This window comes from Rhizobium pisi (genome assembly GCF_003938655.1).
Classification (GTDB): domain Bacteria; phylum Pseudomonadota; class Alphaproteobacteria; order Rhizobiales; family Rhizobiaceae; genus Rhizobium; species Rhizobium pisi.
In genome coordinates this window covers 153,789-179,723 of record NZ_RJJT01000009.1, presented here as the reverse complement: position 1 = coordinate 179,723, position 25,935 = coordinate 153,789, and the positions used below count along the sequence as shown (strand labels likewise).

At 62.6% G+C, this 25,935-nt stretch carries 24 protein-coding genes; 13 read left to right on the top strand and 11 right to left on the bottom strand.

Annotated elements, in window-relative coordinates:
• Window positions 1-10 precede the first annotated feature (10 nt).
• From folP to folK, 3 genes are read left to right on the top strand one after another with little or no spacing between them, the layout of a single operon-like run.
• The gene (gene folP / locus EFD55_RS14670; protein WP_125845779.1) at window positions 11-880 is read left to right on the top strand and encodes a dihydropteroate synthase; all 870 of its coding nucleotides are present in this window, start codon (window positions 11-13) and stop codon (window positions 878-880) included.
• Window positions 877-1,242, top strand: a complete 366-nt coding sequence (folB, locus tag EFD55_RS14665; RefSeq protein ID WP_008525873.1) for a dihydroneopterin aldolase — start codon at window positions 877-879, stop codon at window positions 1,240-1,242. The genes folP and folB overlap by 4 nt, the downstream gene beginning before the upstream one ends.
• Window positions 1,235-1,753 (top strand): 2-amino-4-hydroxy-6-hydroxymethyldihydropteridine diphosphokinase, encoded by a 519-nt coding sequence (gene folK / locus EFD55_RS14660; protein WP_183736725.1) that lies wholly within the window; start codon window positions 1,235-1,237, stop codon window positions 1,751-1,753. The genes folB and folK overlap by 8 nt, the downstream gene beginning before the upstream one ends.
• A 68-nt stretch (window positions 1,754-1,821) precedes the next feature.
• Here the strand turns inward: folK and EFD55_RS14655 are convergent, their stop codons facing one another.
• The 4 genes from EFD55_RS14655 to EFD55_RS14640 all read right to left on the bottom strand — a co-directional run bounded on the left by EFD55_RS14655 (window position 1,822) and on the right by EFD55_RS14640 (window position 5,723).
• Entirely contained in the window at window positions 1,822-2,373 is a 552-nt protein-coding gene (locus tag EFD55_RS14655; RefSeq protein WP_125845778.1) for a hypothetical protein, read from the bottom strand.
• Between the two features lie 210 nt (window positions 2,374-2,583).
• On the bottom strand, window positions 2,584-3,663 hold the full coding sequence (locus EFD55_RS14650) for a YcjF family protein (RefSeq protein ID WP_125845777.1): 1,080 nt from the start codon (window positions 3,661-3,663) through the stop codon (window positions 2,584-2,586).
• Window positions 3,660-5,135: a YcjX family GTP-binding protein gene (locus EFD55_RS14645; RefSeq protein ID WP_125845776.1), complete on the bottom strand. Its 1,476-nt coding sequence runs from the start codon at window positions 5,133-5,135 to the stop codon at window positions 3,660-3,662. Before EFD55_RS14645 ends, EFD55_RS14650 begins: the two co-directional genes overlap by 4 nt.
• A 93-nt stretch (window positions 5,136-5,228) precedes the next feature.
• A complete protein-coding gene (locus EFD55_RS14640) occupies window positions 5,229-5,723 on the bottom strand; it encodes a SixA phosphatase family protein (protein ID WP_125845775.1) in 495 nt (164 codons plus the stop codon).
• Between the two features lie 274 nt (window positions 5,724-5,997).
• Between EFD55_RS14640 and dksA the strand changes: the two genes are divergently transcribed.
• Window positions 5,998-6,417, top strand: a complete 420-nt coding sequence (dksA, locus tag EFD55_RS14635) for an RNA polymerase-binding protein DksA (RefSeq protein WP_125845774.1) — start codon at window positions 5,998-6,000, stop codon at window positions 6,415-6,417.
• Between the two features lie 62 nt (window positions 6,418-6,479).
• Here dksA and EFD55_RS14630 read toward each other — a convergent pair whose 3' ends face one another.
• Both EFD55_RS14630 and EFD55_RS14625 read right to left on the bottom strand, forming a co-directional pair.
• Window positions 6,480-7,115, bottom strand: coding sequence for a DUF1062 domain-containing protein (locus EFD55_RS14630; RefSeq protein ID WP_125845773.1), 636 nt, complete (start codon window positions 7,113-7,115; stop codon window positions 6,480-6,482).
• Window positions 7,116-7,509: 394 nt separating this feature from the next.
• Window positions 7,510-8,556 (bottom strand): flagellar biosynthetic protein FliO, encoded by a 1,047-nt coding sequence (locus EFD55_RS14625; protein ID WP_125845772.1) that lies wholly within the window; start codon window positions 8,554-8,556, stop codon window positions 7,510-7,512.
• Between the two features lie 308 nt (window positions 8,557-8,864).
• Here EFD55_RS14625 and cckA point away from each other — a divergent pair, with 308 nt between their 5' ends.
• Window positions 8,865-11,456 (top strand): cell cycle histidine kinase CckA, encoded by a 2,592-nt coding sequence (cckA, locus tag EFD55_RS14620; protein ID WP_125845771.1) that lies wholly within the window; start codon window positions 8,865-8,867, stop codon window positions 11,454-11,456.
• Window positions 11,457-11,542: 86 nt separating this feature from the next.
• Here the strand turns inward: cckA and EFD55_RS14615 are convergent, their stop codons facing one another.
• Window positions 11,543-12,475 carry a pseudouridine-5'-phosphate glycosidase gene (locus EFD55_RS14615; protein WP_125845770.1) on the bottom strand — a complete coding sequence of 311 codons (933 nt, stop codon included), beginning with the start codon at window positions 12,473-12,475 and terminating at the stop codon, window positions 11,543-11,545.
• Window positions 12,476-12,563: 88 nt separating this feature from the next.
• Window positions 12,564-13,508, bottom strand: coding sequence for a carbohydrate kinase family protein (locus tag EFD55_RS14610; RefSeq protein WP_125845769.1), 945 nt, complete (start codon window positions 13,506-13,508; stop codon window positions 12,564-12,566).
• 229 nt (window positions 13,509-13,737) lie between these two features.
• On the opposite strand from EFD55_RS14610, the gene recA reads away from it, so the two are divergent.
• The 4 genes from recA to EFD55_RS14595 all read left to right on the top strand — a co-directional run bounded on the left by recA (window position 13,738) and on the right by EFD55_RS14595 (window position 18,913).
• Window positions 13,738-14,826, top strand: a complete 1,089-nt coding sequence (gene recA / locus EFD55_RS14605) for a recombinase RecA (protein ID WP_125845768.1) — start codon at window positions 13,738-13,740, stop codon at window positions 14,824-14,826.
• A 165-nt stretch (window positions 14,827-14,991) separates the two neighbouring features.
• Window positions 14,992-17,646 (top strand): alanine--tRNA ligase, encoded by a 2,655-nt coding sequence (gene alaS, locus EFD55_RS14600; RefSeq protein ID WP_125845767.1) that lies wholly within the window; start codon window positions 14,992-14,994, stop codon window positions 17,644-17,646.
• A gap of 55 nt (window positions 17,647-17,701) precedes the next feature.
• A complete protein-coding gene (locus tag EFD55_RS34385) occupies window positions 17,702-17,797 on the top strand; it encodes a hypothetical protein (protein ID WP_502362133.1) in 96 nt (31 codons plus the stop codon).
• Between the two features lie 264 nt (window positions 17,798-18,061).
• Entirely contained in the window at window positions 18,062-18,913 is an 852-nt protein-coding gene (locus tag EFD55_RS14595) for an AraC family transcriptional regulator (RefSeq protein ID WP_125845766.1), read from the top strand.
• Window positions 18,914-19,011: 98 nt separating this feature from the next.
• On the opposite strand, the gene EFD55_RS14590 is transcribed toward EFD55_RS14595, so the two are convergent.
• The 3 genes from EFD55_RS14590 to EFD55_RS14580 all read right to left on the bottom strand — a co-directional run bounded on the left by EFD55_RS14590 (window position 19,012) and on the right by EFD55_RS14580 (window position 21,452).
• Complete coding sequence (locus tag EFD55_RS14590; RefSeq protein WP_125845765.1) at window positions 19,012-19,638, bottom strand: glutathione S-transferase family protein; 627 nt, start codon at window positions 19,636-19,638, stop codon at window positions 19,012-19,014.
• Between the two features lie 85 nt (window positions 19,639-19,723).
• Complete coding sequence (locus tag EFD55_RS14585) at window positions 19,724-20,170, bottom strand: GNAT family N-acetyltransferase (RefSeq protein ID WP_125845764.1); 447 nt, start codon at window positions 20,168-20,170, stop codon at window positions 19,724-19,726.
• Window positions 20,171-20,240: 70 nt separating this feature from the next.
• Entirely contained in the window at window positions 20,241-21,452 is a 1,212-nt protein-coding gene (locus EFD55_RS14580) for an NADP-dependent isocitrate dehydrogenase (protein ID WP_125845763.1), read from the bottom strand.
• A 188-nt stretch (window positions 21,453-21,640) separates the two neighbouring features.
• Here EFD55_RS14580 and EFD55_RS14575 point away from each other — a divergent pair, with 188 nt between their 5' ends.
• From EFD55_RS14575 to murI, 4 genes are all read left to right on the top strand, one after another.
• Window positions 21,641-22,168 carry a hypothetical protein gene (locus tag EFD55_RS14575; protein WP_125845762.1) on the top strand — a complete coding sequence of 176 codons (528 nt, stop codon included), beginning with the start codon at window positions 21,641-21,643 and terminating at the stop codon, window positions 22,166-22,168.
• 98 nt (window positions 22,169-22,266) lie between these two features.
• The gene (locus tag EFD55_RS14570) at window positions 22,267-24,306 is read left to right on the top strand and encodes an FUSC family protein (RefSeq protein WP_125845761.1); all 2,040 of its coding nucleotides are present in this window, start codon (window positions 22,267-22,269) and stop codon (window positions 24,304-24,306) included.
• A gap of 4 nt (window positions 24,307-24,310) precedes the next feature.
• Window positions 24,311-25,141, top strand: a complete 831-nt coding sequence (locus tag EFD55_RS14565; protein ID WP_125845760.1) for an RNA methyltransferase — start codon at window positions 24,311-24,313, stop codon at window positions 25,139-25,141.
• The gene (gene murI / locus EFD55_RS14560) at window positions 25,122-25,922 is read left to right on the top strand and encodes a glutamate racemase (protein WP_125845759.1); all 801 of its coding nucleotides are present in this window, start codon (window positions 25,122-25,124) and stop codon (window positions 25,920-25,922) included. The genes EFD55_RS14565 and murI overlap by 20 nt, the downstream gene beginning before the upstream one ends.
• The last annotated feature ends 13 nt before the right edge of the window (window positions 25,923-25,935 follow it).

Below are 25,935 nucleotides of genomic sequence, written 5' to 3'. Positions count from 1 at the left end.
GATAAGTCTGGTGACAGGGCTCGAAGGCATTTTATGGCGCGTCGCCCATGGCCGTGAGATCGAACTCGGCCGTCGTTCGACGATCATGGCGATCATCAACGTGACGCCGGACTCCTTTTCCGACGGCGGACGCTTCGAGACTGTGGATGCAGTCGTCGAGCATGCGCTGAGGGCGGTGAGCGAAGGTGCTGCCATTATCGACATCGGCGGGGAATCAACCCGGCCGGGGGCTGCAGCCGTTAGCCCTTCCGAGGAACAGGCGCGCGTGCTGCCCGTCATCGAGGCGCTACGCGGGCGCACCGAGGCGCTGATCTCCATCGATACCTATCGCGCCGAGACGGCGCGGCTTGCAGTCAGCGCCGGCGCCCATATCGTCAACGACGTGTTCGGGCTGCAGAAGGAGCCCGATATCGCCAATATCGCCGCGGCGACCGGGGCAGGGCTCTGTATCATGCATACCGGCCGCGACAGGGCGAAACTTCCCGACGTGATCGCCGACCAGGTGCACTTCCTCAAACAATCGCTTGCTATCGCAACGGCATCAGGCGTCAACAGCGACCGTATCGTGCTTGATCCCGGCTTCGGCTTCGCCAAGGAGACGGCGGAGGAGAACCTGGAACTGATGGCGCGTTTCTCCGAACTTTCCCGCTTCGGCCTGCCGCTGCTCGCCGGCACGTCGCGCAAGCGCTTCCTCGGCGCGGTGACGGGGCGTGAGGCGCCGGACCGGGACGCGGCGACGGCTGCATCAAGCGCCCTGCTCAGACTTCAGGGAGCTGCGGTTTTCCGCGTGCACAATGTCGCAATCAACAGGGATGCACTCGACATCGCCGATGCTATGCTGAATGCGCGCCAGGAATTCGAGAGGAAGCGGCCGACATGACCACCTACACGATCACGCTGCAGAACTGCGCCTTCTTCGCGCGCCACGGCGTGCATGACGAGGAGGAATTTCTCGGCCAGCGCTTCTTCGTCGATGCCGAGCTCGATGTCGTCGCGGGTGAGGCGCTGGAAAGCGATTCCATCAACGATACCGTCAATTACGGCATCGCCTTTACCGTGATCGAGGAAATCGTCACCGGCAAGCGGCGCTACCTGATCGAGGCCCTGGCGCTCGATATCGCCAAGGGGCTCTGCCAGACGTTCCCGCAGGTCCGAAGGGCGAAGATCACGGTGCGCAAGCCGAATGCGCCCGTGCCAGGCGTGCTCGATTTCGTGCAGGTGAGCGTTGAGCATTTTGCCTGACACCGCATTGCAATCGGCGACCCTCGGCCTCGGCGGCAATATCGGCGATCCCGTCAAGGCGATGGCGGCCGCACTGCAAAGGCTGGACGCGCGGGATGACTGCCGGGTCGCGGCGGTCTCGCGGCTCTATCGCACGCCGCCCTGGGGCAAGACCGACCAGTCGTTCTTCTTCAACGCCTGCGCTGCCGTCGAAACCCGGCTCGATCCGGAAGCGTTGCTCGATGTCTGCCTGTCCATAGAGCGCGAGATGAAACGTGAGCGTATCGAGCGCTGGGGTCCGCGCACGCTCGATATCGACGTTCTCACCTATGGCGATGTCGCGCAGGACGCGCCGCGGCTGGAATTGCCGCATCCCCGCATGACCGATCGTGGGTTTGTGCTGATGCCCCTTACCGATATCGCACCCGATCTTCTCGTCCGGGGCAGGACGGTGAGCGACTGGCTTGGCGATGCCGAGGTGGCGGGCATCGAAGTCGCCGACGAAAGCCGGGACTGGTGGCTCAGGGTTTGAAAAAAGCCCCCTGAAACGGAAAACGGCGGGAAACCCGCCGCTTCAGGAAAATCCCGGAATGCCGTTCCTTATTCGATGGAACCGACGGCCATTTCGTCAACCTGCCGGGTCAACGTCAGGCCGATGACAGGGATCATCTGGCTTTCGACCTTGACCGAGACGGTGACGTTCATCGTCTTGTCGTCACGCACGCGGGCAATCATCGCGCCGTTCAGCTTGGCGCGGTTGATGCCGACGACGACGGTGTCCTCGGTGACGGCGCCGGAGACGACGTCGAGGCCCTTGCCGGCGGCACCGTCGAGGAACTTGCCTTTGTAGGTGGAGCCGGACTGCGAAATGACCGCGGTCATCGGCTGCTTGAAGACGCCGACCCGGCAGGTGCCGTCGAGCTTGATGCCGGCGCTGCTGTCGCCTGTGGGCTCACCGATCAGGTTGCAGGTGAATTTCGTGCCCTTGTATTTGCCGGCGACGATCTCACCGGGGCCTTTCCAGGAGCCGGTTACGGAATCGAAGAAGGCCTTGTCACGGGTCGCAGCGCTGGCTGCCGGAGCGACATCTGCCACGGGAGACAATGCCGCGGCGGCCAGGCCGCAAACGAAGAGAAACTTGCGCGAATACATGGATTTTCCTTGGCAAACACCACTCACGAACTGGCTGCAAGTTTTGCCGAATAATGGTTAATCCTTCCTTTCGATTGCGCCCAAATACGAGGCGACACACGCCTTTCACACAGCGCGGATTTTAACATCCTGCCATTATGGCTTTGAATCCACTGAAATTTCCTTCTCCTGCCGTTACGGAAGGCGAAAATTACAGAATCGCCTGATCGCTTAAGGATTGTTGCCGCGCGGTGACATGGAGGGCGTGAGATCGCCGATGAAGTCGCCGATTCCCGGCCGCTTGAGGGCGCGGAAGGCGAGCGGACGGCAGAGATCCATCGCCGCGATTCCGATGCGGGCGGTCATCAGGCCGTTGATGACGCCTTCGCCCAGTCGGGCCGAGAGCTTGGAGGCCAACCCATGGCCGAGCACCTGCTGGACGAGGCTGTCGCCCATCGCAATCGAGCCGGTGACCGCGAGATGAGCCAACACGTCCCGAAGCAGGCGGAACATGCCGAGCGTGCCGGGACGGCCGCCGTAGAGCTCGGCCATGGCGCGGATGAGGCGCACGGCCTCATAGAGCACATAGAGCAGGTCGACGACGGCGCGCGGGCTGACGGCGGTGACGATCGAGACGCGCTTGGAAGCGTTGACGATCAGAGCGCGGGCTTTGCGATCGAGGGGGGCAAGCAGTTCGCGTTCGGCCAGCGCAATCAGATGCGGGGGATCGATGACCTCGCCTTCGGTCGCTTTCAGCGTCGCGCGGCCCTTCGATGTCTCGGGATTTGCCGAGAGCAGCGCGGTCAACTGCGCGACGACTGCGCGTGCCTTGACCGGGCGGGTTTCGAGGATCGCCGCCTCGGCTTCGGCCTTGATCTTCTGGACGGCGGCAAGGCGCATCATGCCCGCAGTCTCCCCGATCACGAGGGCAAGCACGGCAAGGATGCCGACCGCGAGCACGGCAAGGGCCGCATATCCCAGCCAGTCGGCGCGGGTGAAGAGATCGCGGATCAGGCTGTCGGTCCAGAGGCCGACGGCAAGCGAGAGCAGGATGCCGAAAGCGCCGGCGGCGATTTTGCCGAAGGAGGTCCGGCGCCTGTGCGGCGCAGCAACGGGAACCGCGCTCAGATCCTTGTCGGGATTGAGGAAGGGATCGTCCTCATCAGGTGTGACGACGATATGTTCGGAGAAGCTTTCCGGCTTGCGCCGCTCAACTGCCTGGCGGCCGTTGTCGGGCGGCGCGGCGGCCTCGTCCTCATAGTGGAAAGCGGCGGGCGGGCGGCGCGGCGGATCGGATGGAGGCTTGCTCATGCGAGACGATCTCCGAACAGGAACTGCATGGCGCGGTCGAGGCGGATATGCGGTACCGAGAGCTTGATGCCACCGCCGGTTTCCTCAAGAAGTGGCGGGCGGAACCTGACGACGTTGACGTCGGGCAGGGGCTCGCCGGCCTCGCCTGAGGCGATGCGGGCAAACAGGCTTTCCGGATCCTCCGGCAGGTCGCCGGGAAAGATCGCGGTCTTTCTCTGGCCGTCGAATCGCTCGACCCCGATGGTTTCGCCCTCCATCGGCGTGCCGACGATGACAGGCAGCTCATGGCCGTTGCGCTTGACCGTTGCCTCGCGGGTGGCGCGCACCGAGGCGAGCGCCATGACGTCGATGCCGGCACCGGCCATGCCGATGCGGGCGATGGCGCGATCGACGAGGCGTCGGGTCAGCGCGTCGAGCCGGTCGTGGCTTTCATGGTGGAGATGATCGGCCTTGGTGGCAGCGACCAGCACGCGGTCGATTCGGCGCCCGAGCAGGGAGGAAAGCAGCGAATTTGTGCCGGGACGGAAGCAGGCCAGGACATCGGTCAGCGCGCGCTCCAGATCCTGCACGGCTTCGCGGCCGCGGTTCATCGCCTGCAGCGCATCGACCAGCACGATCTGGCGGTCGAGCCGGGCGAAATGCTCGCGGAAGAAGGGTTTGACGACGACCGATTTATAGGCCTCGTAGCGCCGCTCCATCATCGCCCAAAGCGAGCCGCGGCCGGAATGTCCCTGCGCCGGCAAAGCCAATGGCGCGAAGGTCAGCGCCGGCGATCCTTCGAGATCGCCGGGCAGAAGCAAGCGGCCTGGCGGTAGGGTGGAGAGCGAGCGTTCGTCGGCCTTGCAGGCTTTGAGATAGTCGGCAAAGGCGTTAGCGAGGTCGCGGGCGACCATCTCGTCCGCGCCGGCATGAATATCGGCGGCGCGGGTGAGCGCCAGCCACCCATGCGACAGCTCTGAGCGGATGCCGGTTTCGGCGAGCGCGATCGTCTCTTCGCTGAAGGTGCGGTAATCCTTGCCGAGCAGGGGCAGGTCGAGCAGCCATTCGCCGGGATAATCGACGATGTCGATCGACAGCCGGCCGGGGGAAAACAGGCGATTCCAGCCGCTGGCGCTCTGGTATTCCAGCGTGATGCGCAGTTCGGAGATGGCGCGGGTCGAATCCGGCCAGATCCGCTCCTTCACGAGCGCACGGATATGATCCTCGTACTGGAAGCGCGGCACGGCATCGTCCGGCTGCGGCTCAAGGCGCACGGCCGAGACGCGGCCTGACTGCACCGGCTCGAACAGCGGCAGGCGGCCGCCATGCAGCAGATTATGGACCAACGAGGAGATGAAGACCGTCTTGCCGGAGCGGGAGAGGCCGGTGACGCCGAGACGCACGGTCGGATTGACGAGGCCGCTCGCCCGGTCAGCGAGATTATCCAACGCGATGCGGGCGTCGTCGGCAAAAGATGTCAGGCGTGGCGGCAAGGCGCAATTCCGATTGGTGACTGCCGGCAATATAGGAAGGGCGCGCCGCCCGCAAAAGAAGCGCCGCGCTTTTGCTTGAATTGCACCAAAGATTCAGACGACCACGAAATCGGTGAGACGCCAGGCGGTGGCGGAAGCGTCGAAATCGATGACGGCAAGGCCAGCCGTCGGAAAGCCGCCGGGAAGGGCGCTCACCATCGCCTCATGACCGATCAGCGCCTCAAGAGCCTGCTCCATGGTCGGATTGTGGCCGATCAGCATGACGGCCTCCTCCTCCTGCGCATCGACGATCTCGATATAGTTGTCGACCGTGGCGTTATAGAGCGCGTCGACATAACGAACCTCGAGCGACAGGCCCATCGCCCGGTACACCGCATCGGCGGTATCGCGGCAGCGCTGCGCCGTCGAGCTGATCAGCAGATCGGGACGGTAGCCCTTGTCGGCGGCCTTGTCGGCGATGATCTCGGCATCGCCATAGCCCTTTTCGTTGAGCGGCCGGTCAAAATCGCGCTGTCCGGGTTCGGCCCGGGCAGACTCGGCATGACGCAGGAGATAAATGCGGTTGGGCGGAGGCAAGGGTACGGTCATGGGCAAAATCCGGGATCCAGCGGGTCTTTTCAGTATCGGTTGCATTTCGCCGCCGTCAACCGCCAGCCATGCGGAGGCTCCCAAAAGGTGGCCGACAACACGGCGTTTTGAAGGCGAAGCAAAAAACGGCGGCCGGAATAATGGTGAGAAAATAGACCGTTAGCCGAAAAATGTAACAGATTTAAAAATCTGTTTACCTGTCGTATTTGGCTTGAATCGCGGATAGCGCTTGGGATATACAGCCCGCCAAGAGATGTTCTTCAGGAGAATCGCGTTGAGTGAGAAGATCGATCTTAGCAATTACGTTCCCTCGGAAGAGGAAGAGTTCATGAACGTAAACCAGCGTGCCTACTTCAGGGCAAAGCTGGTTGCCTGGAAAAATGATATCCTTAGAGAAGCGCGCGAAACACTCGACCATCTGGCCGAGGAGAGCGCAAACCATCCCGATCTCGCCGACCGGGCGTCATCGGAAACAGACCGAGCGATCGAACTTCGCGCCCGCGACCGGCAGAGAAAGCTGATTTCCAAGATCGACGCTGCATTGCAGCACATCGAAGACGGCACCTACGGTTATTGTGAGGAAACCGGCGAACCGATCGGCCTCAAGCGTCTCGACGCACGCCCGATCGCGACGCTGTCGATCGAGGCGCAGGAGCGCCACGAACGCCGCGAAAAAGTCTACCGCGACGAGTAACGGTTTTCATGCAAGCTTGAGAGTCATAAGGCGCCGCGATCCGTTCGCGGCGCCTTATCCAATTACAGCGGGCTTCCGGTCGCCAGGGGTTTCCACCACTGCTCCCGGCCCGTCTCGGCGGCGAGGTCAACCGCAACCCTGGTGCCGTTCCTGATCCGCCGTCGCAGGATGTCGGCTCGGTCCGAATCCGTTCGTAACATACCTTCCTGGTGAAGAGCTTGCAGCCGCGTGCGGGACACTTTCAGCTCGGACGCCAGCAGGCGGTCGAGGCGCGTGCTTGATGGAAACGGGACCATCAGTTCGATTTCCAGCCTCGTCCAATCAGATGTTTCCTGCCGAATCTCTTTTGCGATGTCGAATTCGGCAAATTCGTCCACACGCTGCGACTTGGGCCTGAGGGCCTCGAGATTGAAGGCTTCCGCCCGAATCCAATCCGGATCGTTGGACTGCAATGCTGCGAGGGTTGCGGGATCGATGTCGCGAACATTCCGGCGTTCGAAGATCGGACGGTTCCATGTCTTTTCGCAGGCCAGGCATTTGTAGATGAGCCAGGCGTCGAGCCTGCGGCCATTGGCGTTGAGCCGGATCTTGTCGCTGCATCGGAAAGCTCTGAGGCCTCCGCATCCGCTGCATGCAATCCAAGGCTGGGGCGCTGTTTTGGGTAGAATGGTCCATCGGACCTGAAGGGTACTGCACATATCGTCTTGGTCTTCCGTTCGGAAGTCCACCACGATGGTGCTTGAGAAAGCCCTTGCGGGCACGGTGTGGCGATGTTCTGGGCGGCGGAAGAGCTGAGACAGCGGAGCTGCACATGGCACATGTCAACAATGCCAAACCGGTCTCTCGCCACCACCCGGTGAACATGTTCATACGCCGTCAGCATGCCCGCTGTCCGGCAATACGGGTGAAACTGGAGTGAGACCGGTATTTACTTAGGCAAAGTGCAACCTCGATGCGCCAACGCTCTTCACGCTCAGGGATAACAAATTATCCGCGTGAGATGGAGCCCCCTGAGGCATCGGGAACCGAAAGTCGCAGCAATGCGGCTTTTATGCAACTTGGTGATGAAAGAGGCTCGGCTTTCGCGCCCGCTCACTTGTCGCGATTGACGCTCATTTCACCGAAGATACGGGCGACTTCCTTCTGCAGCTCGGTATCGGCGCCGGTGATCGGCGCAAGGTCGGGATCGCGGCGCGGCAGGTTGCCGGGCTGCGGTGCTGCCTGGCGGGGCGTCTGATTTGCCGGAGCCTGGACGACGCGTTCGGCCGTCAGGTTATTCGACATTTCCTGCTCCAGCACGCGCTGGAAATCACGTCGGATCGCTGCCGATTGCGCCGCCGCGTCGTCCACGGCCTCGGCTGTACGCGCCGCCGCCGGCATGTCCTGGACAGGCGGGGCGGAAACTTCGGGCTCGATGCGCTGTTGCGGCAGCACGCGCTGGCGGGCGGCGTCGAGGATCTCGGCCGCGCTCGCGGCATCCCGGAACGACGCGGGCTGCGCTGCCGGAGGAGCGGCGGGGCGCTCCGGCGGGCGGGGCTGTGGCGCGGCGGCGCGCAGCGGAATGTCGCGTTCGGCCGAAACCGGAGCCGCAACGGGAGGCATCACGGGTTCCGCTGGAAGGGGGCTCGTCGCCACGGGCGGCGCGGCGACCGGCTGGGCCGGCGGTTCGGGCCGCGGGCGCGGTTCCAGCGAGGCTGGCGCGGAGAAGGAAGGTTCTGCGGCCGGCTCGACACGGGCAGCAACCGGCCGCGGCGAAGGGGCGGGCGGTGTATCCGGCCGCACGGTCGATACGGGGCGCTGCTCTACCGGCTGCGGGCGAAAGGCGCTTTCCGGCTGTTCGGCCGCCGCGGGCAGGATGCGGCTTTCAATTACGACATCGGTCGGGCCGCCGATCATGATCAGGTGCTCGACGTCGTCGCGGCGCACCAGCACCAGCCGGCGGCGGGTATCGACGGCCGCTGCGTCCAGGACCTGCAGGCGGGGCTGGCGGTTGCGGCCGCCACGCACGAAGGGCGAGGGCGCGCGGTTGCGGATCACCCACAAAACGACGATGAGCAGGAGAAGCGCCAGTCCGACGCCACCGGCCGCAAGCAGGAAACGACCGCCGTAAGCTCCGACAACATCATCCAACATAGTCACTCACTCCATTTCACATCAGGCACATATTGACGACTTTTCCGTTCCTTAGGCAAGGGCCGCCGGTTCTGTCCAGTCACGTGTGGACGCGATTTCGTGTTGTGCCGGGTCGCGCTTGCCGACATTGCACCTTTGCGGGCAACGGTGGCAGGCTTCAGGGGCAGATGGCGTTCTTGTCTGTGAATTCAAGCAGTCTTGCCGACTACCGCTGTTCTTGCGGGCGTGGCAAATTGCTAAGAAGAAAAGAGTGCCTGATTCCTGCTTCGTCCTCGTGCTAGTGACTGAGAAGGAAGGGTTTATGTGAGGAATACATGACGAAACCGCGTCAGGCCGACGACTATAACGCACCGCTTGTGGATCGTGGGGGGCGTTCTGGCACGGTTTTGCGCATTCTTCTGCTTGCGCTCGTGTTGATCGCGGCCGCCGGCGGCTTCGTCGTCTTCAAGCGGTCGCTTGATAACGAGATTGTGCTCGGCGGCCTCGGCGTGCTCGCGATGGTCGGCATCTTCTTTCTGGTGTCCTCGGTCATCGGCTTCATCGAGGTGATGCCGCAGCGCCAGTCCGACAGCCTGGCGCGCTCTTTCCTCAACAGTCATCCCGACGGCACGCTGATCACCGACGAAAAGGGCAGGATCATCTATGCCAACGCCGCCTATGGCGCGCTGACCGGTGCGCGCAAGGCGACCGAGGTGCAGACGCTGGAAACGTTGCTGTCTCGCCACCGCGAATCCAACGAGGCGCTCTACAGGCTGGTTAACGGCCTGCGGGAGGGCAAGGAGGGCAGCGAGGAATTCCGTCTGCTGCGCGCTGTCGGGCCGGGCAGCAACAACTCCGGCGCGCACTGGTACCGGCTGAAGGCACGGCTGCTGCATCCGGAGGAGAACGGCAGCAAGCCGCTACAGATCTGGCAGATCACCGACATCACCGCCGAACGCGACGACCAGGAGCGTTTCTTCAAGGAATTGCAGAACGCGATCGACTATCTCGACCATGCACCGGCCGGTTTCTTCTCCGCCGGCAGGAAGGGCGAGATCTTCTATTTGAATGCGACGCTTGCCGAGTGGCTCGGCCTCGACCTGACCAAGTTCGTGCCGGGCTCGATGACGATCGGCGATGTCGTGGCTGGCGAGGGGCTGGCGCTGATCCAGTCGGTGCAGGCGGAACCCGGCCTGAAAAAGACCGTGACGCTCGATCTCGACCTGCGCAAGACCAACGGGCAGAGCCTGCCGGTACAGATCATCCACAGCGTCACCTCGATGCGCGATGGCGCACCCGGTGAAAGCCGGACGATCGTGCTGGCGCGCGAAAAGGGCGACGAAAACGGCCACTCGGCGTCGGCCGCCGCCATGCGTTTCACCCGCTTCTTCAACAATACGCCGATGGCGATCGCCTCGGTCGACGGTGACGGACGCATCCTGCGCACCAATGCGCCGTTCCTGAAGCTGTTTTCGGGCGTCGTCTCGCGTGACGATCTCGAAAAGCGGCCACATCTCGAAATCATCGTCCAGGAGAGCGACCGGCCGCAGCTGGCCGAGGCGCTGGCGGCGGCGAAAGACCGGCAGGGCGACATCGCGCCGCTCGACACCCGCACGCCGACCGATGAGGCGCGTTATTTCCGCTTCTATGTCAATGCCGTCATCGACCAGAGCGACGAGGCGCCCGAGGAGGCCGCGATCGTCTATGCGGTCGAGGTGACCGAACAGAAGGCGCTGGAAGCGCAGATGGCGCAGACGCAGAAGATGAATGCGGTGGGAACGCTTGCCGGCGGCATCGCGCACGACTTCAACAACGTGCTGACGGCGATCCTGCTTTCCTCCGACCATCTGCTTCTGCAGGCGCGGCCCTCCGATGCGAGCTTCGCCGATCTGATGGAGATCAAGCGCAACGCCAACCGCGCCGCGGTGCTAGTGCGACAGTTGCTCGCCTTCTCGCGCAAGCAGACGATGCGGCCTTCGGTGCTGAACCTTACCGACGTCGTCGGCGACCTGCGCATGCTGGTCGACCGTTTGCTTTCCGGCACCAACGTCAAGCTCGACGTGCAATATGGCCGCGACCTCTGGCCCGTCAAAACGGATCTTTCGCAGTTCGAGCAGGTGCTGATCAATCTCTGCGTCAATGCGCGCGACGCCATGCCCGACGGCGGGAAGCTGACGCTGCGCACCCGCAATCTGACCGCCGCCGAGGTCGCCGCCTTCAACTATTCCTACATGCCGGCCGAGGACATGGTGCTGGTCGAGGTCGCCGACAATGGCACGGGCATTGCGCCCGAGATCATGGACAAGATCTTCGAGCCGTTCTTCACCACCAAGGACGTCGGCAAGGGCACCGGCCTCGGCCTCGCCATGGTCTACGGCATCGTCAAGCAGTCGGGCGGTTACATCCAGCCGGAATCCGAAGTCGGTAAAGGCACGACCTTCCGCGTCTTCCTGCCGCGCCACATTCCGGAACCGGCGGTTGCGGGCGAGGTGGATGCGATCGCCGAAGTCGGCGCGCGGCCCGAGGCACCGGCGGCGCAGCAACCGGAGGACCTGACGGGATCGGCCGTCATCCTTCTCGTCGAGGACGAAGAGGCGGTGCGACGCGGCGGCAAGCGCATGCTGGAAACGCGCGGCTATACCGTGCACGAGGCGGGCTCGGGCGTCGAGGCGCTCGCCATCATGGAAGAGCTTGACGGCAAGGTCGACATCGTCGTTTCCGACGTTGTCATGCCCGAAATGGACGGCCCGACGCTGCTGGGCGAGCTGCGCAAGACCTATCCCGACCTGAAATTCATCTTCGTGTCGGGCTACGCCGAGGATGCCTTTGCCCGCAACCTGCCGCCGGATGCAAAGTTCGGATTTTTGCCGAAGCCTTTCTCGCTGAAACAGCTGGCCGTCGTCGTCAAGGAAACGCTGGACGGGTGAGCCGCGGTAGGCGTTGTGCCGTGTCCGCCCCCGAGGGGGCTGGAACGGCACTACCTATCTGCCAAGGCGATTCCGGCCGGACCCAGTTAATCCTCATTCCCCAGCGCGACCGCAATCTCAGCCGCAAGCCGGGCATTGTTCTCAACCAGTGCAATATTCGTCTTGAGGCTCTGGCCGTCCGTCAGGTCGAAAATGGTCGAGAGCAGGTAGGGCGTGACCGCCTTGCCGGTGATCTCGTCGCGCTCGGCGCTGTCGAGCGCCCGCTCGATATAGATTTCCATCTCTTCGCGCGCGATCTCGTCGGCTTCGGGCACCGGATTGGCGACGAGCATGCCGCCGTCGATGCCGAGCTGTTCGCGCACGGTCTGAAAATTGGCGATGGCGGCCGGGCTGTTCAGCGACAGCGGGCTTGATATGCCTGAGGAGCGCGACCAGAAGGCAGGGAATTCCTCGCTCTCATAGGTGACGACGGGCACGCCGCGGGTTTCGAGAACTTCCAGCGTTTTCGGAATGTCGAGGATCGCCTTTGCGCCGGCGCAGACGACGATGACGCCGGTGCGCGCCAGTTCCTCCAGATCGGCTGAAATGTCGAAGCTCTCCTCGGCGCCGCGATGCACGCCGCCGATGCCGCCCGTTGCAAAGACGCGGATGCCGGCGCGGGCCGCTGCAATCATCGTCGCCGCGACCGTGGTGGCGCCGGTGCGGCGCTCGGCGATCGCGAAGGCGAGATCGGCGCGCGACACCTTCATCACCTCGGTCGCCTTGGCGAGCTGTTCCAGCTCGTTCGCTTCAAGGCCGATATGCAGCGTGCCGTGAATGACGGCGATCGTTGCCGGCACCGCGCCCTGTTCGCGGATGATTGCCTCGACGCTGCGGGCCATCTCGATATTGCCAGGATAGGGCATGCCGTGGGTGATGATGGTCGATTCCAGCGCCACCAGCGGTGCGCCGCGCTGTTTGGCGCTCGCGACCTCCTTCGAATAGGCGATCGGCAGAAGAGGGGAGATGGGCTTGGTCATGGTCGTGTCCTGTGATCGACAGAGCATGATGCCGAAAAGTGTGAGCGGTTTTCGGACGACATCATGCTCAACTATTTAATTCGCCGCTTCAATGCAGAATTCGGGCCGCGGGAACAAGGGCAAGCGCCTCATTCAAGAGGTCCGGCGTCAGATTTTCATTGACGGCGTGCCGCGACTGCACGGTGAGGATGGCGGCGGCCGCGCCATAGCGGACAGCTTCCTCGAGCGGCAGGCCCGCCATCAAGGCCGCAAGCGTGCCGGCGGCAAGGGAATCGCCGGCGCCCGTAACATCGGCGACCGTATCGGCGATCGGCGGCTGCAGTGTCACCGCGCGGCCCTCGCAAATCGCAACCAGCTCGCGCCGGCCACGGGTGACGACGGCGCTTTTGATGCCGATCTCGTTTAAAAGCGGCGGCCAGCCGCCCGCATCCTCGGGCCGTTCGCCGGTAAGAGCGGCGGCTTCGGCCTCGTTGAGGAACAGGTAGTCGATATCCCCGATGCAGGGTGTCAGCCTGACAACCTTCGCCGGCGAGATGGCGATCGCCGCGACGGGCTTTTGGAGGGAGTTTGCCTTTGCAACGATCGCCGCGATCGTCTCTTCCGGCAGGTTGGCATCGAAAAGAATGAAATCATGGGCGGCGAAGGCTTCCCGCACCCAACGAATGGAAAGACGGCGCGGCACGAAGAAACGATAAAGCTCCATGTCGGCAAGGGCGATGACCAGATTGCCGTCCTTCTCGATAATGGCGGTGTAGCTCGGCGTCTTGCGATCGAGGAAGACGAAAGGCCGGTCGTCGATGCCGGCAAAATCGGCGGCTTCGCCGACCATCTCGCCCAAGGGATCGCCGCCGCGCGGCGAGATCATCGTCACCTGAAAGCCGAGCCTTGCGAGATTGCGCGCCGCATTGAAGCCACCGCCGCCGGGCTCCTCGAACCATGTGCCGGGGTTGCTGGCGCCCGGCGCAGTCTCGCCTGAGATGCGGCCGCGCCGGTCGATATGGGCGCCACCGAGAACGAGAATCTTTCTTTTCATTTCAACCGCTCTCCATATCCTGGACGAGCGAATCGGAACGCCGCAACTTGGTGCATCGCACCCGGCGCATGCGGTCTAAGCCGTTGCTTTGCATCGATAAAACAAATATAGAACACGGATCGTTTTACCTTTTTCTTTCAATTGTTTGATCGCCTATTGCGAGAGTGGAACAAATAGGGTACAAACTCGACATTGCTTGAGCGGCTTCAATAACCTAAAGGTGGATCGGATGTCTCAGAATTCATTGCGGCTGGTAGAGGACAAATCGGTGGACAAAAGCAAGGCGCTTGAAGCGGCACTCTCACAGATAGAGCGGTCGTTCGGCAAGGGCTCGATCATGAAACTCGGCTCCAACGAGAATGTTGTCGAGATCGAAACGATTTCGACCGGCTCGCTTGGCCTCGATATTGCACTCGGCGTTGGTGGCCTGCCGAGGGGGCGCATCATCGAGATCTACGGGCCGGAAAGCTCGGGTAAAACGACGCTTGCTTTGCAGACCATTGCCGAAGCGCAGAAGAAGGGTGGCATCTGCGCCTTCGTCGATGCCGAACATGCGCTCGATCCGGTCTATGCCCGCAAGCTTGGCGTCGATCTGCAGAACCTTCTGATCTCACAGCCCGATACCGGCGAACAGGCGCTTGAAATTACCGATACGCTGGTGCGCTCCGGCGCTGTCGACGTTCTTGTCGTCGACTCGGTCGCCGCGCTGACGCCACGCGCCGAAATCGAAGGCGAGATGGGCGACAGCCTCCCCGGCCTGCAGGCCCGCCTGATGAGCCAGGCGCTGCGCAAGCTCACCGCTTCGATCTCGAAGTCGAACACCATGGTCATCTTCATCAACCAGATCCGCATGAAGATCGGCGTTATGTTCGGTTCGCCTGAGACGACGACGGGCGGCAATGCGCTGAAATTCTATGCCTCCGTGCGCCTCGATATCCGCCGCATAGGCTCGGTGAAGGAGCGCGAAGAGGTGATCGGCAACCAGACCCGCGTCAAGGTCGTCAAGAACAAGATGGCGCCTCCCTTCAAGCAGGTCGAATTCGACATCATGTATGGCGAAGGCGTATCGAAGACCGGCGAACTCGTCGATCTCGGCGTCAAGGCCGGCATCGTCGAAAAATCGGGCGCCTGGTTCTCCTATAACAGCCAGCGTCTCGGCCAGGGCCGCGAAAACGCCAAGACCTTCCTGCGCGACAATCCGGATCTTGCCCGCGAGATCGAGCTGTCGTTGCGCCAGAATGCCGGCCTCATCGCCGACCGCTTCCTGCAGAACGGCGGACCGGAGGCCGATGACGGCGATGGCGCCGCGGAAATGTAATTTTAGCGTTCAGTTCGTCCGCCAATCCATTTGAAAGCCCAGGCCGGCCGCATTCTTGATCAGAATGCGGCTGGTTTTGTTTGTCGGCTGGACAGTGGCGGAGGTGAACGTTAAAAGCCGATGGATTTAGATTGACCTGCCTCGGGCAGCATTGAAGGGCATAGAATGAGCGGCGTGAACGATATCCGGTCGACCTTCCTCGACTATTTCAAGAAGAACGGCCACGAGATCGTTTCGTCGAGCCCGCTGGTGCCGCGCAACGACCCGACGCTGATGTTCACCAATGCCGGCATGGTGCAGTTCAAGAACGTCTTCACCGGCCTGGAAAAGCGCCCTTATTTCACGGCGACAACCTCGCAGAAGTGCGTGCGCGCCGGCGGCAAGCATAACGACCTCGACAATGTCGGCTACACCGCGCGCCACCTGACCTTCTTCGAAATGCTCGGCAATTTCTCCTTCGGCGATTATTTCAAGGAGAATGCGATCGAGCTTGCCTGGAAGCTCGTCACCGAAGGTTTCGACCTTCCGAAGAACCGCCTGCTGGTCACCGTCTATTCCGAGGACGAGGAAGCAGCGACGCTCTGGAAGAAGATCGCCGGCTTTTCCGACGACAAGATCATCCGCATCCCGACCTCCGACAATTTCTGGCAGATGGGCGATACCGGCCCCTGCGGCCCGTGCTCCGAAATCTTCATCGACCAGGGCGAGAACGTCTGGGGCGGCCCTCCCGGCTCGCCGGAGGAAGACGGCGACCGGTTCCTGGAATTCTGGAACCTTGTTTTCATGCAGTTCGAACAGACCGAGCCAGGCGTACGCAACCCGCTGCCGCGCCCGTCGATCGATACCGGCATGGGCCTGGAGCGCATGGCTGCCGTTCTGCAGGGCGTTCAGAGCGTGTTCGACACCGACCTTTTCCGCACGTTGATCGGCACCATCGAGGATACGATGGGGGCCAAGGCAGAGGGCAGCGCCAGCCACCGCGTCATCGCCGACCACCTGCGCTCCTCGGCCTTCCTGATCGCCGATGGCGTGCTACCGTCGAACGAAGGCCGCGGCTATGTGCTGCGCCGTATCATGCGCCGCGCCATGCGCCATGCCCAGCTTCTCGGCGCCAAGGAGCCGCTGATGTACAAGCTGCTGCCGACGCTGGTGCAGCAGATGGGCCGCGCCTATCCGGAACTGGTGCGCGCAGAGGCGTTGATCTCCGAAACGCTGAAGCTCGAAGAAAACCGCTTCCGCAAGACGCTGGAGCGCGGCCTGTCGCTTCTGTCGGACGCGACCACGGATCTTTCCAAGGGCGATATGCTGGATGGCGAGACCGCCTTTAAGCTCTACGACACCTACGGCTTCCCGCTCGACCTGACGCAGGATGCACTGCGCGCTCGCGAAATCGGCGTCGATATATCAGGCTTCACTGATGCCATGCAGCGCCAGAAGGCTGAAGCACGGTCGCACTGGGCCGGTTCCGGCGAAAAGGCGACGGAAACCGTCTGGTTCGAGCTCAAGGAAAAGCACGGTGCAACCGAATTCCTCGGTTACGACACGGAAGCTGCCGAAGGCGTGGTGCAGGCGATCGTCAAGGATGGTGCCGTTGCGACTGAAGCCAAGGCCGGCGATAAGGTGCAGATCGTCGTCAACCAGACGCCGTTCTACGGTGAATCCGGCGGCCAGATGGGCGATACGGGCATGATCTCGTCCGACCACGGCAAGATCGAGATTTCAGATACACAAAAGAGGGGCGAAGGCCTGTTCGTGCATGTGGGCATAGTCGTCGATGGTGTGATCAAGGCTGGCGATGCGGTCGTGCTGACGGTCGACCACGCCCGCCGTTCGCGCCTGCGCGCCAACCACTCGGCGACGCACCTGTTGCACGAGGCGATGCGCGAAGTGCTCGGCACCCATGTTGCGCAGAAGGGCTCGCTGGTTGCGCCCGAGCGCCTGCGTTTCGACGTTTCGCATCCGAAGCCGATGTCGGCCGAGGAGCTGAAGGTCGTCGAGGACATGGCCAACGAGATCGTGCTGCAGAATGCGCCCGTCACGACCCGCCTGATGAGCGTCGACGATGCAATTGCCGAAGGTGCGATGGCGCTGTTCGGCGAGAAGTACGGCGATGAAGTGCGCGTCGTGGCGATGGGCGAGGGCGTGCGCGGCGTCAAGGCCGGCAAGCCTTACTCGGTCGAACTCTGCGGCGGCACGCATGTGTCGGCGACCGGCCAGATCGGCCTCGTGCGCATTCTCGGCGAAAGCGCCGTCGGTGCGGGCGTTCGTCGTATCGAAGCGGTGACCGGCGAGTCGGCGCGTGAATATCTGGCCGAGCAGGACGAACGCGTGAAGACGCTTGCCGCCTCGTTGAAGGTTCAGCCGTCCGACGTTCTCTCGCGCGTCGAAGCGCTGATGGACGAGCGCCGCAAGCTCGAGAAGGAACTGGCCGACGCCAAGCGCAAGCTCGCCATGGGCGGCGGGCAGGGCGGTTCGGGCGACGCCGTGCGCGAGGTCGCCGGCGTCAAGTTCCTCGGCAAGTCGATCTCGGGCGTCGATCCCAAGGATTTGAAGGGGCTTGCCGATGACGGCAAGACCAGCATCGGTTCCGGCGTCGTCACGCTCATCGGCGTTTCCGATGACGGCAAGGCAAGTGCGGTCGTCGCCGTGACGCCTGATCTCGTGGGTCGTTTCAGTGCCGTTGATCTGGTGCGCGTCGCTTCTGCCGCACTTGGCGGCAAGGGCGGCGGCGGCCGTCCCGACATGGCGCAGGCCGGCGGCCCGGATGGCGCCAAGGCCGACGAGGCGATCGAAGCGGTTGCCGTGGCGCTCGCCGGCTGAGAGAAGAATTTCGAAAGGCGGAAGCTCGGCTTCCGCCTTTGTTTGTTGATGGACCGTGCTCTCGGTTCGCCGTCTCCAGCAAGACGGCCACTACGGCGTCTTCTTCGGCGCAACTCAGGTCGCTAAAATCGACCTCAAAAGCTTGGACTGAGTGTCAGGTATGTCTCCGGGCTTTACATCAGGCCGAGGATGACGGTGAGTGTCGCGGCCTTCTCGCCAAACTGACCGTCTGCGCCGCAGAATAGCGCGTTGGGTGCTCCATCAGGCAAGCACGGCCTCGCCCTGCGAGGCCCCTTGCGGGGCACCTCAGGGATGAGCCTCTCTCGAATGTTGGCCTCCAGAGCCGGCAAGTCAGCAGGATTTGTCAAATCCGGATATGGTTCTCTGCGGTCGATCGATTTGCACGAGGTTTGACATGAATGGCGAAACGGCATGGGCACTTTATGAAAACCGCCTGCGGCGGGTTTCGGCCTATATTCACGACCACCTCGACGAGGAGCTGGATATGGAGCGCCTCGCCGAAATCGCCTGCATGTCGAGCTATCACTGGCACAGGATCTACCGGGCGATTTACGGTGAGACGTTGGCGGCGACCGTCAAGCGGCTCAGGCTGCATCATGCGGTGGGTGAGATCGTCCGCACGGAACTTGCCGTCAGTGAAATTGCGAAGCGATCAGGCTATCCCAATCTCCAATCCTTCAATCGCATCTTCAAGTCGGTCTACGGCATGCCGCCGGCCCGCTACCGGAAAGAGGGAAGCCACACAGCCTTCGAACCCTCACCTAACGGAAAGACCAAAGCCATGCTGAACGTTACCATACGCGAAATCGGATCGATCAAGCTGATCGGCGTTGCCCATACCGGTTCTTACATGCAGATCGACAAGGCCTTCGAGACCCTGTTCGGCACCCTTTACGCCCGCGGCCTCGCCAGGCCAGATATGCGGATGATCGGCGTCTATCTCGACGATCCTGACATCGTGCCGGAGGAAAAGTTGCGCTCGATCGCCTGCGTCACCGGCGCTGCCGACGTGCCGGTCGAGGCGCCGTTTGAGCGGCGGGTGATCGAGGGCGGCGATTATGCCGTGCTGCGCCACAAGGGTCCCTATGCCAATATGCCCAAGTCCTATCAGTGGCTGTTTGCCGAATGGCTGCCGAAATCCGGCCGGCAGCTGAAGGACCGGCTGATGTTCGAGGAATATCTCAACAATCCGCGCGACGTGCCACCGACAGAGCTTCTGACGGATATTCACATGCCGCTCGTCTGACGGAAGATATCTCCTGCGCGGCGATAGCCCAGAGTGTTGCCGCGTCTTTGCGTATCCGAAAGGACACGGCGCTGTAGCCGCCGCGCGGGATTTGACGGTCAGGCGGCCTGCATCGCCTTGCCAGCCTCGTCGTCCAGCGCTTTGGCACGCTTGTGGGCCTCACGCTCGCTGATGCGGCCGAAATAATCGATGAAGGCCTGGCGCTTCTCGATGCTGCCGAAATCAAGGCCCCAGCCGATATGGGAGCCGACATAGACGTCGGCGGCAGTGAAGCGTTCGCCGGCGACGTAGGTCGAGCCGGAAACGGCCATCTCAAGCGCGTTCATGACGTCGCCGAAACTGCCGCAGCCAGCCATGCGCAGGCGTTCCGGGGGAACTTCGAAGCCGAGAGCCTTCATCGTCACCGCCGATTCAAGGGGGCCGGCGGCAAAGAACATCCAGCGGTAATAGGAGGCGCGTTCCTCCGGCCTCGGCGCCAGGCCCTTTTCGGGAAAAGTGTCGGCAAGATAGGCGCAGATCGCCGCGCATTCGGTGACGACGGTGTCGCCGTGGCGAATCGCCGGCACCTTGCCCATCGGATTGACCCGGAGATATTCCGGCGCCTTCATGGTTCCGCCGAAGGTCAGAAGTTCGGTGCGGTAAGGCTGGCCGATCTCCTCCAGCATCCAGCGCGCGATGCGGCCGCGCGACATTGGGTTCGTATAGAATACCAGCTCGTCAGTCATGACGTCCTCCTCGTGTGCCCTTGTTTTCAGTGTTGTCGTCGCCCGGAATCAAAAGTGCGGCGAGGTCTTTGTGCAAGCCCCAGGCCTAAAGCACCTTTCGGTATTGAATGAAACCGGAACGCTCGGCGATCCTGTCATAGAGGCGCTGCGCGGTGGCATTGCTCTCGTGCGTCATCCAATAAAGCCTGCCGGCGCCGTTTTGCCGCGCCAGCCCGGCGACAGCCTCGATCAGTGCTGCGCCAGTGCCGAGCCCGCGTTGATTGTCCTCGACATAGAGATCCTGCAGATAGCAGGTCCATTGCGGCAGCCAGCAGGAGCGGTGGAAGATCGCGTGCACGATACCGACGAGGCGGCCGTCGTCGTCAAAGGCGCCGAGCGCATGCATCATTTCATCGGGATCGTGGAAGCGGGCCCAGGTAAGATCGGTCGTCTCGGCAGGGATGGCCACTTCGTAGAAACGCTGGTAGGCCGCCCATAAGGGTTCCCAGGCGGCACGGTCAGAAGGTTCGAGCGGGCGCACGGTCGCCGTCATTTCCTGTTCTCCCAAAATGAAAACGGCGGGGAAATCCCCGCCGCTTCAATGCTACCCCGAAAGGAGAGGCTTACGCCATGGCCTTCTGCAGGTTCTGGTCGATCTTGTCGAGGAAGGCAGTGGTGGAGAGCCACGGCTGATCGGGGCCGATCAAGAGCGCAAGATCCTTGGTCATGAAGCCGGATTCGACGGTGTCGACGCAGACCTTTTCCAGCGTCGAGGCGAAGCGGGCAAGCTCGGCGTTGTCATCGAGCTTGGCGCGGTGGGCGAGACCGCGGGTCCAGGCGAAGATCGAGGCGATCGAGTTCGTCGAGGTTTCCTGGCCCTTCTGGTGCTGGCGGTAGTGGCGGGTCACTGTGCCGTGGGCGGCTTCGGCTTCGACTGTCTTGCCGTCGGGCGTCAAGAGAACCGAGGTCATCAGGCCGAGCGAGCCGAAGCCCTGGGCAACCGTGTCGGACTGGACGTCGCCGTCATAGTTCTTGCAGGCCCAGACGTAGCCACCGGACCACTTCAGCGCGGAGGCGACCATGTCGTCGATCAGGCGATGTTCGTAGGTGATGCCGGCTTCCTTGAACTGATCCTTGAATTCGGTCTCGAAGACTTCTTCGAAGATGTCCTTGAAGCGGCCGTCATAGGCCTTGAGGATGGTGTTCTTAGTCGACAGGTAAACCGGCCACTTGCGCATCAGGCCGTACATCATCGAGGCGCGGGCGAATTCGCGGATCGATTCGTCGAGGTTGTACATGGCCATGGCGACGCCGGCGCCTGGAGCGTTGAAGACTTCCTTCTCGATGACGGTGCCGTCTTCGCCGACGAACTTGATCGTCAGCTTGCCCTTGCCGGGGAATTTGAAATCGGTGGCACGGTACTGGTCGCCGAAAGCGTGACGGCCGACGACGATCGGCTGCGTCCAGCCGGGAACCAGGCGCGGAACGTTGCGGCAGATGATCGGCTCGCGGAAGATGACGCCGCCGAGGATGTTGCGGATCGTGCCGTTCGGGCTCTTCCACATTTCCTTGAGGTTGAATTCCTTGACGCGGGCTTCGTCGGGCGTGATCGTCGCGCACTTGATGCCGACGCCGTACTTCTTGATGGCGTTGGCGGCATCGACGGTGACCTTGTCGTTGGTGGCGTCGCGGTTTTCGACCGAGAGGTCGTAATAGTCGATATCGAGGTCGAGATACGGATGGATCAGCTTATCCTTGATGAGCTGCCAAATGATGCGCGTCATTTCATCGCCGTCGAGATCGGCGACGGGATTGGCGACCTTGATCTTGTTCATGTATCTGCCTCGTTCGAGCTTGAATGGGGACGGGGTCCCGGGTGGGTTATGTGATGAGGAGCGCTATAGCATTGTGAACCCGGAACGCAAAGCTGCTACGGGTTCGACAATGCGTTTTTGCCGCCATTGCCAAGCGCGGAAATCTGGCTAGTGTCCGGCCTGATTTGCCCCGCCCGGAACATTCGACCATGAAGACTATTGCCCTCATCATCACCAGCCTTATTGCCTTTTCAGGCGTCGGCCACGCCGCCGATGCCACAGCTCCGGTCAAGGAGATCATGGAGGCGACCAAGAATAACTGGGCTGACAATAACAGCGACTGGACCGATATCTTCGACGCGAGCCGGCTCGACCATCTCTACAGCAAGGATTTCGTGGCGAGATATCAGGCAGCCGCGCAGTTTCCCGCGGTCGACGACGACGGCATATCGCCATTCGATTACGACGTCATCGTCAACGGCCAGGACGCGTGCCCGCTGCAGGATCTGACGATGGCGGCGGCGGCGCCGGTCAACGGGACGACCGAGGTGACTGTGCGCTTCCAGAAGTCCGCCTGCTCGGACGCGCCCGATGCCAAGGACTATACGACCGTTCGCTTCGAGGTGGTCGAGGAGGGCGGCAATGCGGTGATCGACGATATCATCACCGAGAATATCGAAACGCAGGCCCGTGATTCCCTGAAGGCGACGATGGCGCTGATTGCCAAGGGTCAGTAAGCGCGCGACATTCGATCCGTGCTGGGAGGGTGGAAGCCGGCGGTTTGATTTCCGCTCCCGCGGCGGTATCTATCGATGCTTCATGGCATGAGGGGCTCATGCATTTGTTTTCCGGTTTTCAGTTCCGCGACTGGCTGCTTGCCAACGATCCGGCGCTTTCGCGCCTGCGCATGGGCTTGCGGGTAACGCTGACAATCGTTCTTTCCTTCCTGATCCTGCTTGCCATCAAGACCCTCATCCTGCCGTTGCCGACCGCAGCCTTCGGTCTCGGCATCGTATTGTCGATCGAGGGTGGGGTGGCTGTGCGCGACAAGGGCAATTCGCGCCAGTTGGTGACACGGCTCTTCGGTTGCGTCGCAAGCCTTGCGGTCGTCGGCATTGCGGCGGGGCTCGAGGATCGCCGCCTTTTCTCCGATCTCGTCTTCCTCCTGATCATCGCGCTCGCCTCGGCAGGGCGGGTGTTCGGGCCGCGCGGCTTTGCGATCGGCATGTTCGCCTTCACCTCCTATTTCATGGGCGCCTATTTCAAGCCGTCGCTTGCCCAACTGCCTGAAGTGGCGATCGGCCCCGTCGTCTCTGTGCTCGTCGGCCATGTGGTGAGGGCGGTGCTCTTGCCGGACGACTGGCGGCGCGACCTGCTGCGATCGCTCGAGAGCGTCAGGGGCCGCATCAACCAGATCCTCTTCAAGCTCGCCACCCTTGCCGGCAGCGCCGAGATCGGGGAAGCCGATCGTCAGGAACTGCGCCTGCTGGAAGATCGGCTGAAGGAAGTGGTGCTGATGGCCGAAACCTTCATCCCGCGCCCGCCAGCTGGTGTCTTTGACGGTGCGGCCGATCCCGCCGCCGAGCTGGCGATCCGGCTCTTCGATGCGCATCTTGCCGCCGAGAGCGCGATCGTGCTGAGCTTCCAGAGCCCGCCGCCCTTCGCCCTCGTCCATGCGGTAATCGAGGCCGAAGCAGCTGAGCTCGCAAGATACGAGAGCGCGACCGAAGCCATCGTGGATCAGCCGCAGGGCGAAACCGTGCGGGCGCTGCTCTGGCTTGGCGAGGCGCGGCAGCAGCTGACGCAGGCGATCGCCGAGGGACAGGCATCCGGGTTTTCCGGCATCGATGCGGTCAAGGAAACGGCTCAACCCCAGCCGATCGACTTTTCGTTTGCCAATCCGCTGCTGCGCTCGGCACTGCAGATCACGCTCGCGGCGGCGATCGCCATGAGCTTCGGCCTGCTCTTGTCACGCGAACGCTGGTTCTGGGCAGTGCTTTCCTCCTTCCTTGTCTTCACCAACACCAATTCGCGCGGCGACACGGCGATGAAGGCGCTGTCGCGCTCGCTCGGCACCGTGTTCGGCATCGCCATCGGCCTGGCGCTCGCAACGCTGATTTCGGGTGAACCCGCGGTTGCCATTCTGGTCGCAGTCGTCTGCATCTTCCTCGCCTTCTATTTCCTGCAGGTTTCCTACGCGACGATGACATTCTTCATCTCGATCGTACTTTGTCTGGTCTATGGCATGACCGGCGTACTGACGCTCGATCTCCTGAAACTGCGCATCGGGGAGACCATGATCGGGGCCGCGGCCGGAACGGCCGTCGCCTTCGTCGTCTTTCCCACACGCACACGCGGCGCGCTCGATTCAGCGCTTGCCCGCTGGTTCGAGGCGCTGCGCGAGTTGCTCGGCGCGATGGGCGAAGGCAAGCGCGGTTTCGAGCTGATTGCGCTGTCACAGAGGATCGATGCCTGCTACCGCGACATCACGGTGGCGGCGAAGCCGCTCGGCTCCTCCTGGTCGGTGGTGACGCGGCCGGGCCAGATCCGCCAGACGCTGGCGATCTTCCTGTCCTGCACCTATTGGGCGCGCATCCTGGCAAGGAACCACGAAGCGCCAGCTGTCGACGATGACCAAAAGAGATTGATTGCGGCCGATCTGGCGCTGATCGACCATGCGGCTCCGCGCGGCTCGACCTGTTTCTTCATGGCGCGGAAGACATCGCGGACAACGGGACGACATCTGCCATTGTCGCGCGAGGGCGCCAGGCTCGGGCTCGAAATGATCGGTTCGGCGCTGGAAAGGCTCTATCCGCAGGCCGACGTCTTGCCGTTTGCACCGGGCGAGGCTATTGCGCGCTCGAAACAGGGATAGAACCATGGCAGGCACGAACAGCGAGCGTCAACTTCTGGCCGAAGGGCCGGCCATCATTCTGGTCGAGCCGCAGATGGGCGAGAATATCGGCATGGTGGCGCGCGCCATGGCGAATTTCGGTCTTGCCGAACTTCGCCTTGTCAATCCGCGCGACGGCTGGCCGAACGAAAAGGCGCTGGCGACCGCCTCCAAGGCCGACCATGTGATCGAGACGACCAAAGTCTACGACACGCTGGAACAGGCCGTCGCCGATCTCAATTTCGTCTATGCGACGACGGCGCGTGAGCGTGACGGCTACAAGCCGGTGCGTTCGCCGGTCATTGCCGCCGAAACGCTCAGGGCGAAATTCCGGGCAGGCGAGGGCACCGGCATCCTCTTCGGGCGCGAGCGCTGGGGGCTGACCAACGAAGAGGTGGCACTTGCAGACGAGATCGTCACCTTTCCCGTCAACCCTGCCTTCGCCTCACTTAATATCGCCCAGGCCGTGCTGCTGATGTCCTACGAATGGATGAAGTCAGGCATGGAGGATCTGGGCGACGTGCCTTTTCAGGCGATCGGGCAGACGCCTTCGACCAAGGAGCAGCTGTTCGGCCTGTTCGATCAGCTCGAAGAGGCGCTTGATGCGCGCGGTTATTTCCACCCTGCCGGGAAAAAGCCGAAAATGGTCGACAATCTCCGTGCTGTTCTATCCCGCCGGGCTTTCACGGAGCAGGAAATCAGCGTGTTGCGCGGCGTCATCTCCTCCCTCGACCGCTTTTCGCGCAAGAGCCCGCGCGGCGGCCGGTTCCCGACAGCGGCCAAGGAAACACCGCCCGATGACAGCGCCGACGCATAAGCTGAAACCCGTCCTCGTCTTCGATTCCGGCATTGGCGGGCTGACCGTGCTGCGAGAGGCGCGTGTACTGATGCCCGAGCGCGGCTTCATCTATGTCGCCGACGATGCCGGCTTTCCCTATGGCGGCTGGGAGGAACAGGCGCTGAAGGAACGCATCATCGGGCTGTTCGGCCGGTTGCTTGAGGAATACGACCCCGAAGTCTGCATCATCGCCTGCAACACCGCCTTCACGCTCGTCGGCGCCGACCTGCGCGCCGCCTTTCCCCAAATGACGTTCGTCGGCACCGTACCGGCGATCAAACCGGCGGCAGAGCGCACGCGTTCCGGCCTTGTCTCGGTGCTCGCGACGCCCGGCACCGTGAGGCGGGCCTATACACGCGATCTCATCCAGTCCTTCGCCCAGCAATGCCATGTCCGGCTCGTCGGTTCGGAAAACCTCGCGCGTATGGCCGAGACCTATATTCGCGGCGATGCGGCCTCCGATGAGGCCGTGCTTGCCGAGATCGACCAGTGTTTCGTCGAGAAGGACGGTCGCAAGACCGATATCGTCGTGCTGGCCTGCACGCATTACCCCTTTATGGCTAACCTCTTCCGCCGCCTGGCCCCCTGGCCTGTGGACTGGCTTGACCCGGCCGAAGCGATCGCGCGACGCGCCCGCACGCTGGTGCCGTTGGTCGCCGATGCCGTGCATCCAGACAATTTCGACTTTGCGGTCTTTACATCAGGTCAGCAGGATTTCGCGACGCGACGGCTGATGCAGGGGTTTGGCTTGAAGGCGTAACGCCGCGATTTGA

Bases quoted from the DNA above. Each gene is read 5' to 3' on its own strand.
- EFD55_RS14630 (WP_125845773.1), bottom strand. From the start codon at position 7,115: ATGTGCAGTACCCTTCAGGTCCGATGGACCATTCTACCCAAAACAGCG.
- folB (WP_008525873.1), top strand. From the start codon at position 877: ATGACCACCTACACGATCACGCTGCAGAACTGCGCCTTCTTCGCGCGC.
- cckA (WP_125845771.1), top strand. From the start codon at position 8,865: ATGACGAAACCGCGTCAGGCCGACGACTATAACGCACCGCTTGTGGAT.
- EFD55_RS14570 (WP_125845761.1), top strand. From the start codon at position 22,267: ATGCATTTGTTTTCCGGTTTTCAGTTCCGCGACTGGCTGCTTGCCAAC.
- EFD55_RS14590 (WP_125845765.1), bottom strand. From the start codon at position 19,638: ATGACTGACGAGCTGGTATTCTATACGAACCCAATGTCGCGCGGCCGC.
- EFD55_RS14580 (WP_125845763.1), bottom strand. From the start codon at position 21,452: ATGAACAAGATCAAGGTCGCCAATCCCGTCGCCGATCTCGACGGCGAT.
- EFD55_RS14640 (WP_125845775.1), bottom strand. From the start codon at position 5,723: ATGACCGTACCCTTGCCTCCGCCCAACCGCATTTATCTCCTGCGTCAT.
- EFD55_RS14615 (WP_125845770.1), bottom strand. From the start codon at position 12,475: ATGACCAAGCCCATCTCCCCTCTTCTGCCGATCGCCTATTCGAAGGAG.
- EFD55_RS14610 (WP_125845769.1), bottom strand. From the start codon at position 13,508: ATGAAAAGAAAGATTCTCGTTCTCGGTGGCGCCCATATCGACCGGCGC.
- EFD55_RS14565 (WP_125845760.1), top strand. From the start codon at position 24,311: ATGGCAGGCACGAACAGCGAGCGTCAACTTCTGGCCGAAGGGCCGGCC.
- EFD55_RS14595 (WP_125845766.1), top strand. From the start codon at position 18,062: ATGAATGGCGAAACGGCATGGGCACTTTATGAAAACCGCCTGCGGCGG.
- murI (WP_125845759.1), top strand. From the start codon at position 25,122: ATGACAGCGCCGACGCATAAGCTGAAACCCGTCCTCGTCTTCGATTCC.
- EFD55_RS14655 (WP_125845778.1), bottom strand. From the start codon at position 2,373: ATGTATTCGCGCAAGTTTCTCTTCGTTTGCGGCCTGGCCGCCGCGGCA.
- recA (WP_125845768.1), top strand. From the start codon at position 13,738: ATGTCTCAGAATTCATTGCGGCTGGTAGAGGACAAATCGGTGGACAAA.
- alaS (WP_125845767.1), top strand. From the start codon at position 14,992: ATGAGCGGCGTGAACGATATCCGGTCGACCTTCCTCGACTATTTCAAG.
- EFD55_RS14575 (WP_125845762.1), top strand. From the start codon at position 21,641: ATGAAGACTATTGCCCTCATCATCACCAGCCTTATTGCCTTTTCAGGC.
- EFD55_RS14585 (WP_125845764.1), bottom strand. From the start codon at position 20,170: ATGACGGCGACCGTGCGCCCGCTCGAACCTTCTGACCGTGCCGCCTGG.
- EFD55_RS14650 (WP_125845777.1), bottom strand. From the start codon at position 3,663: ATGAGCAAGCCTCCATCCGATCCGCCGCGCCGCCCGCCCGCCGCTTTC.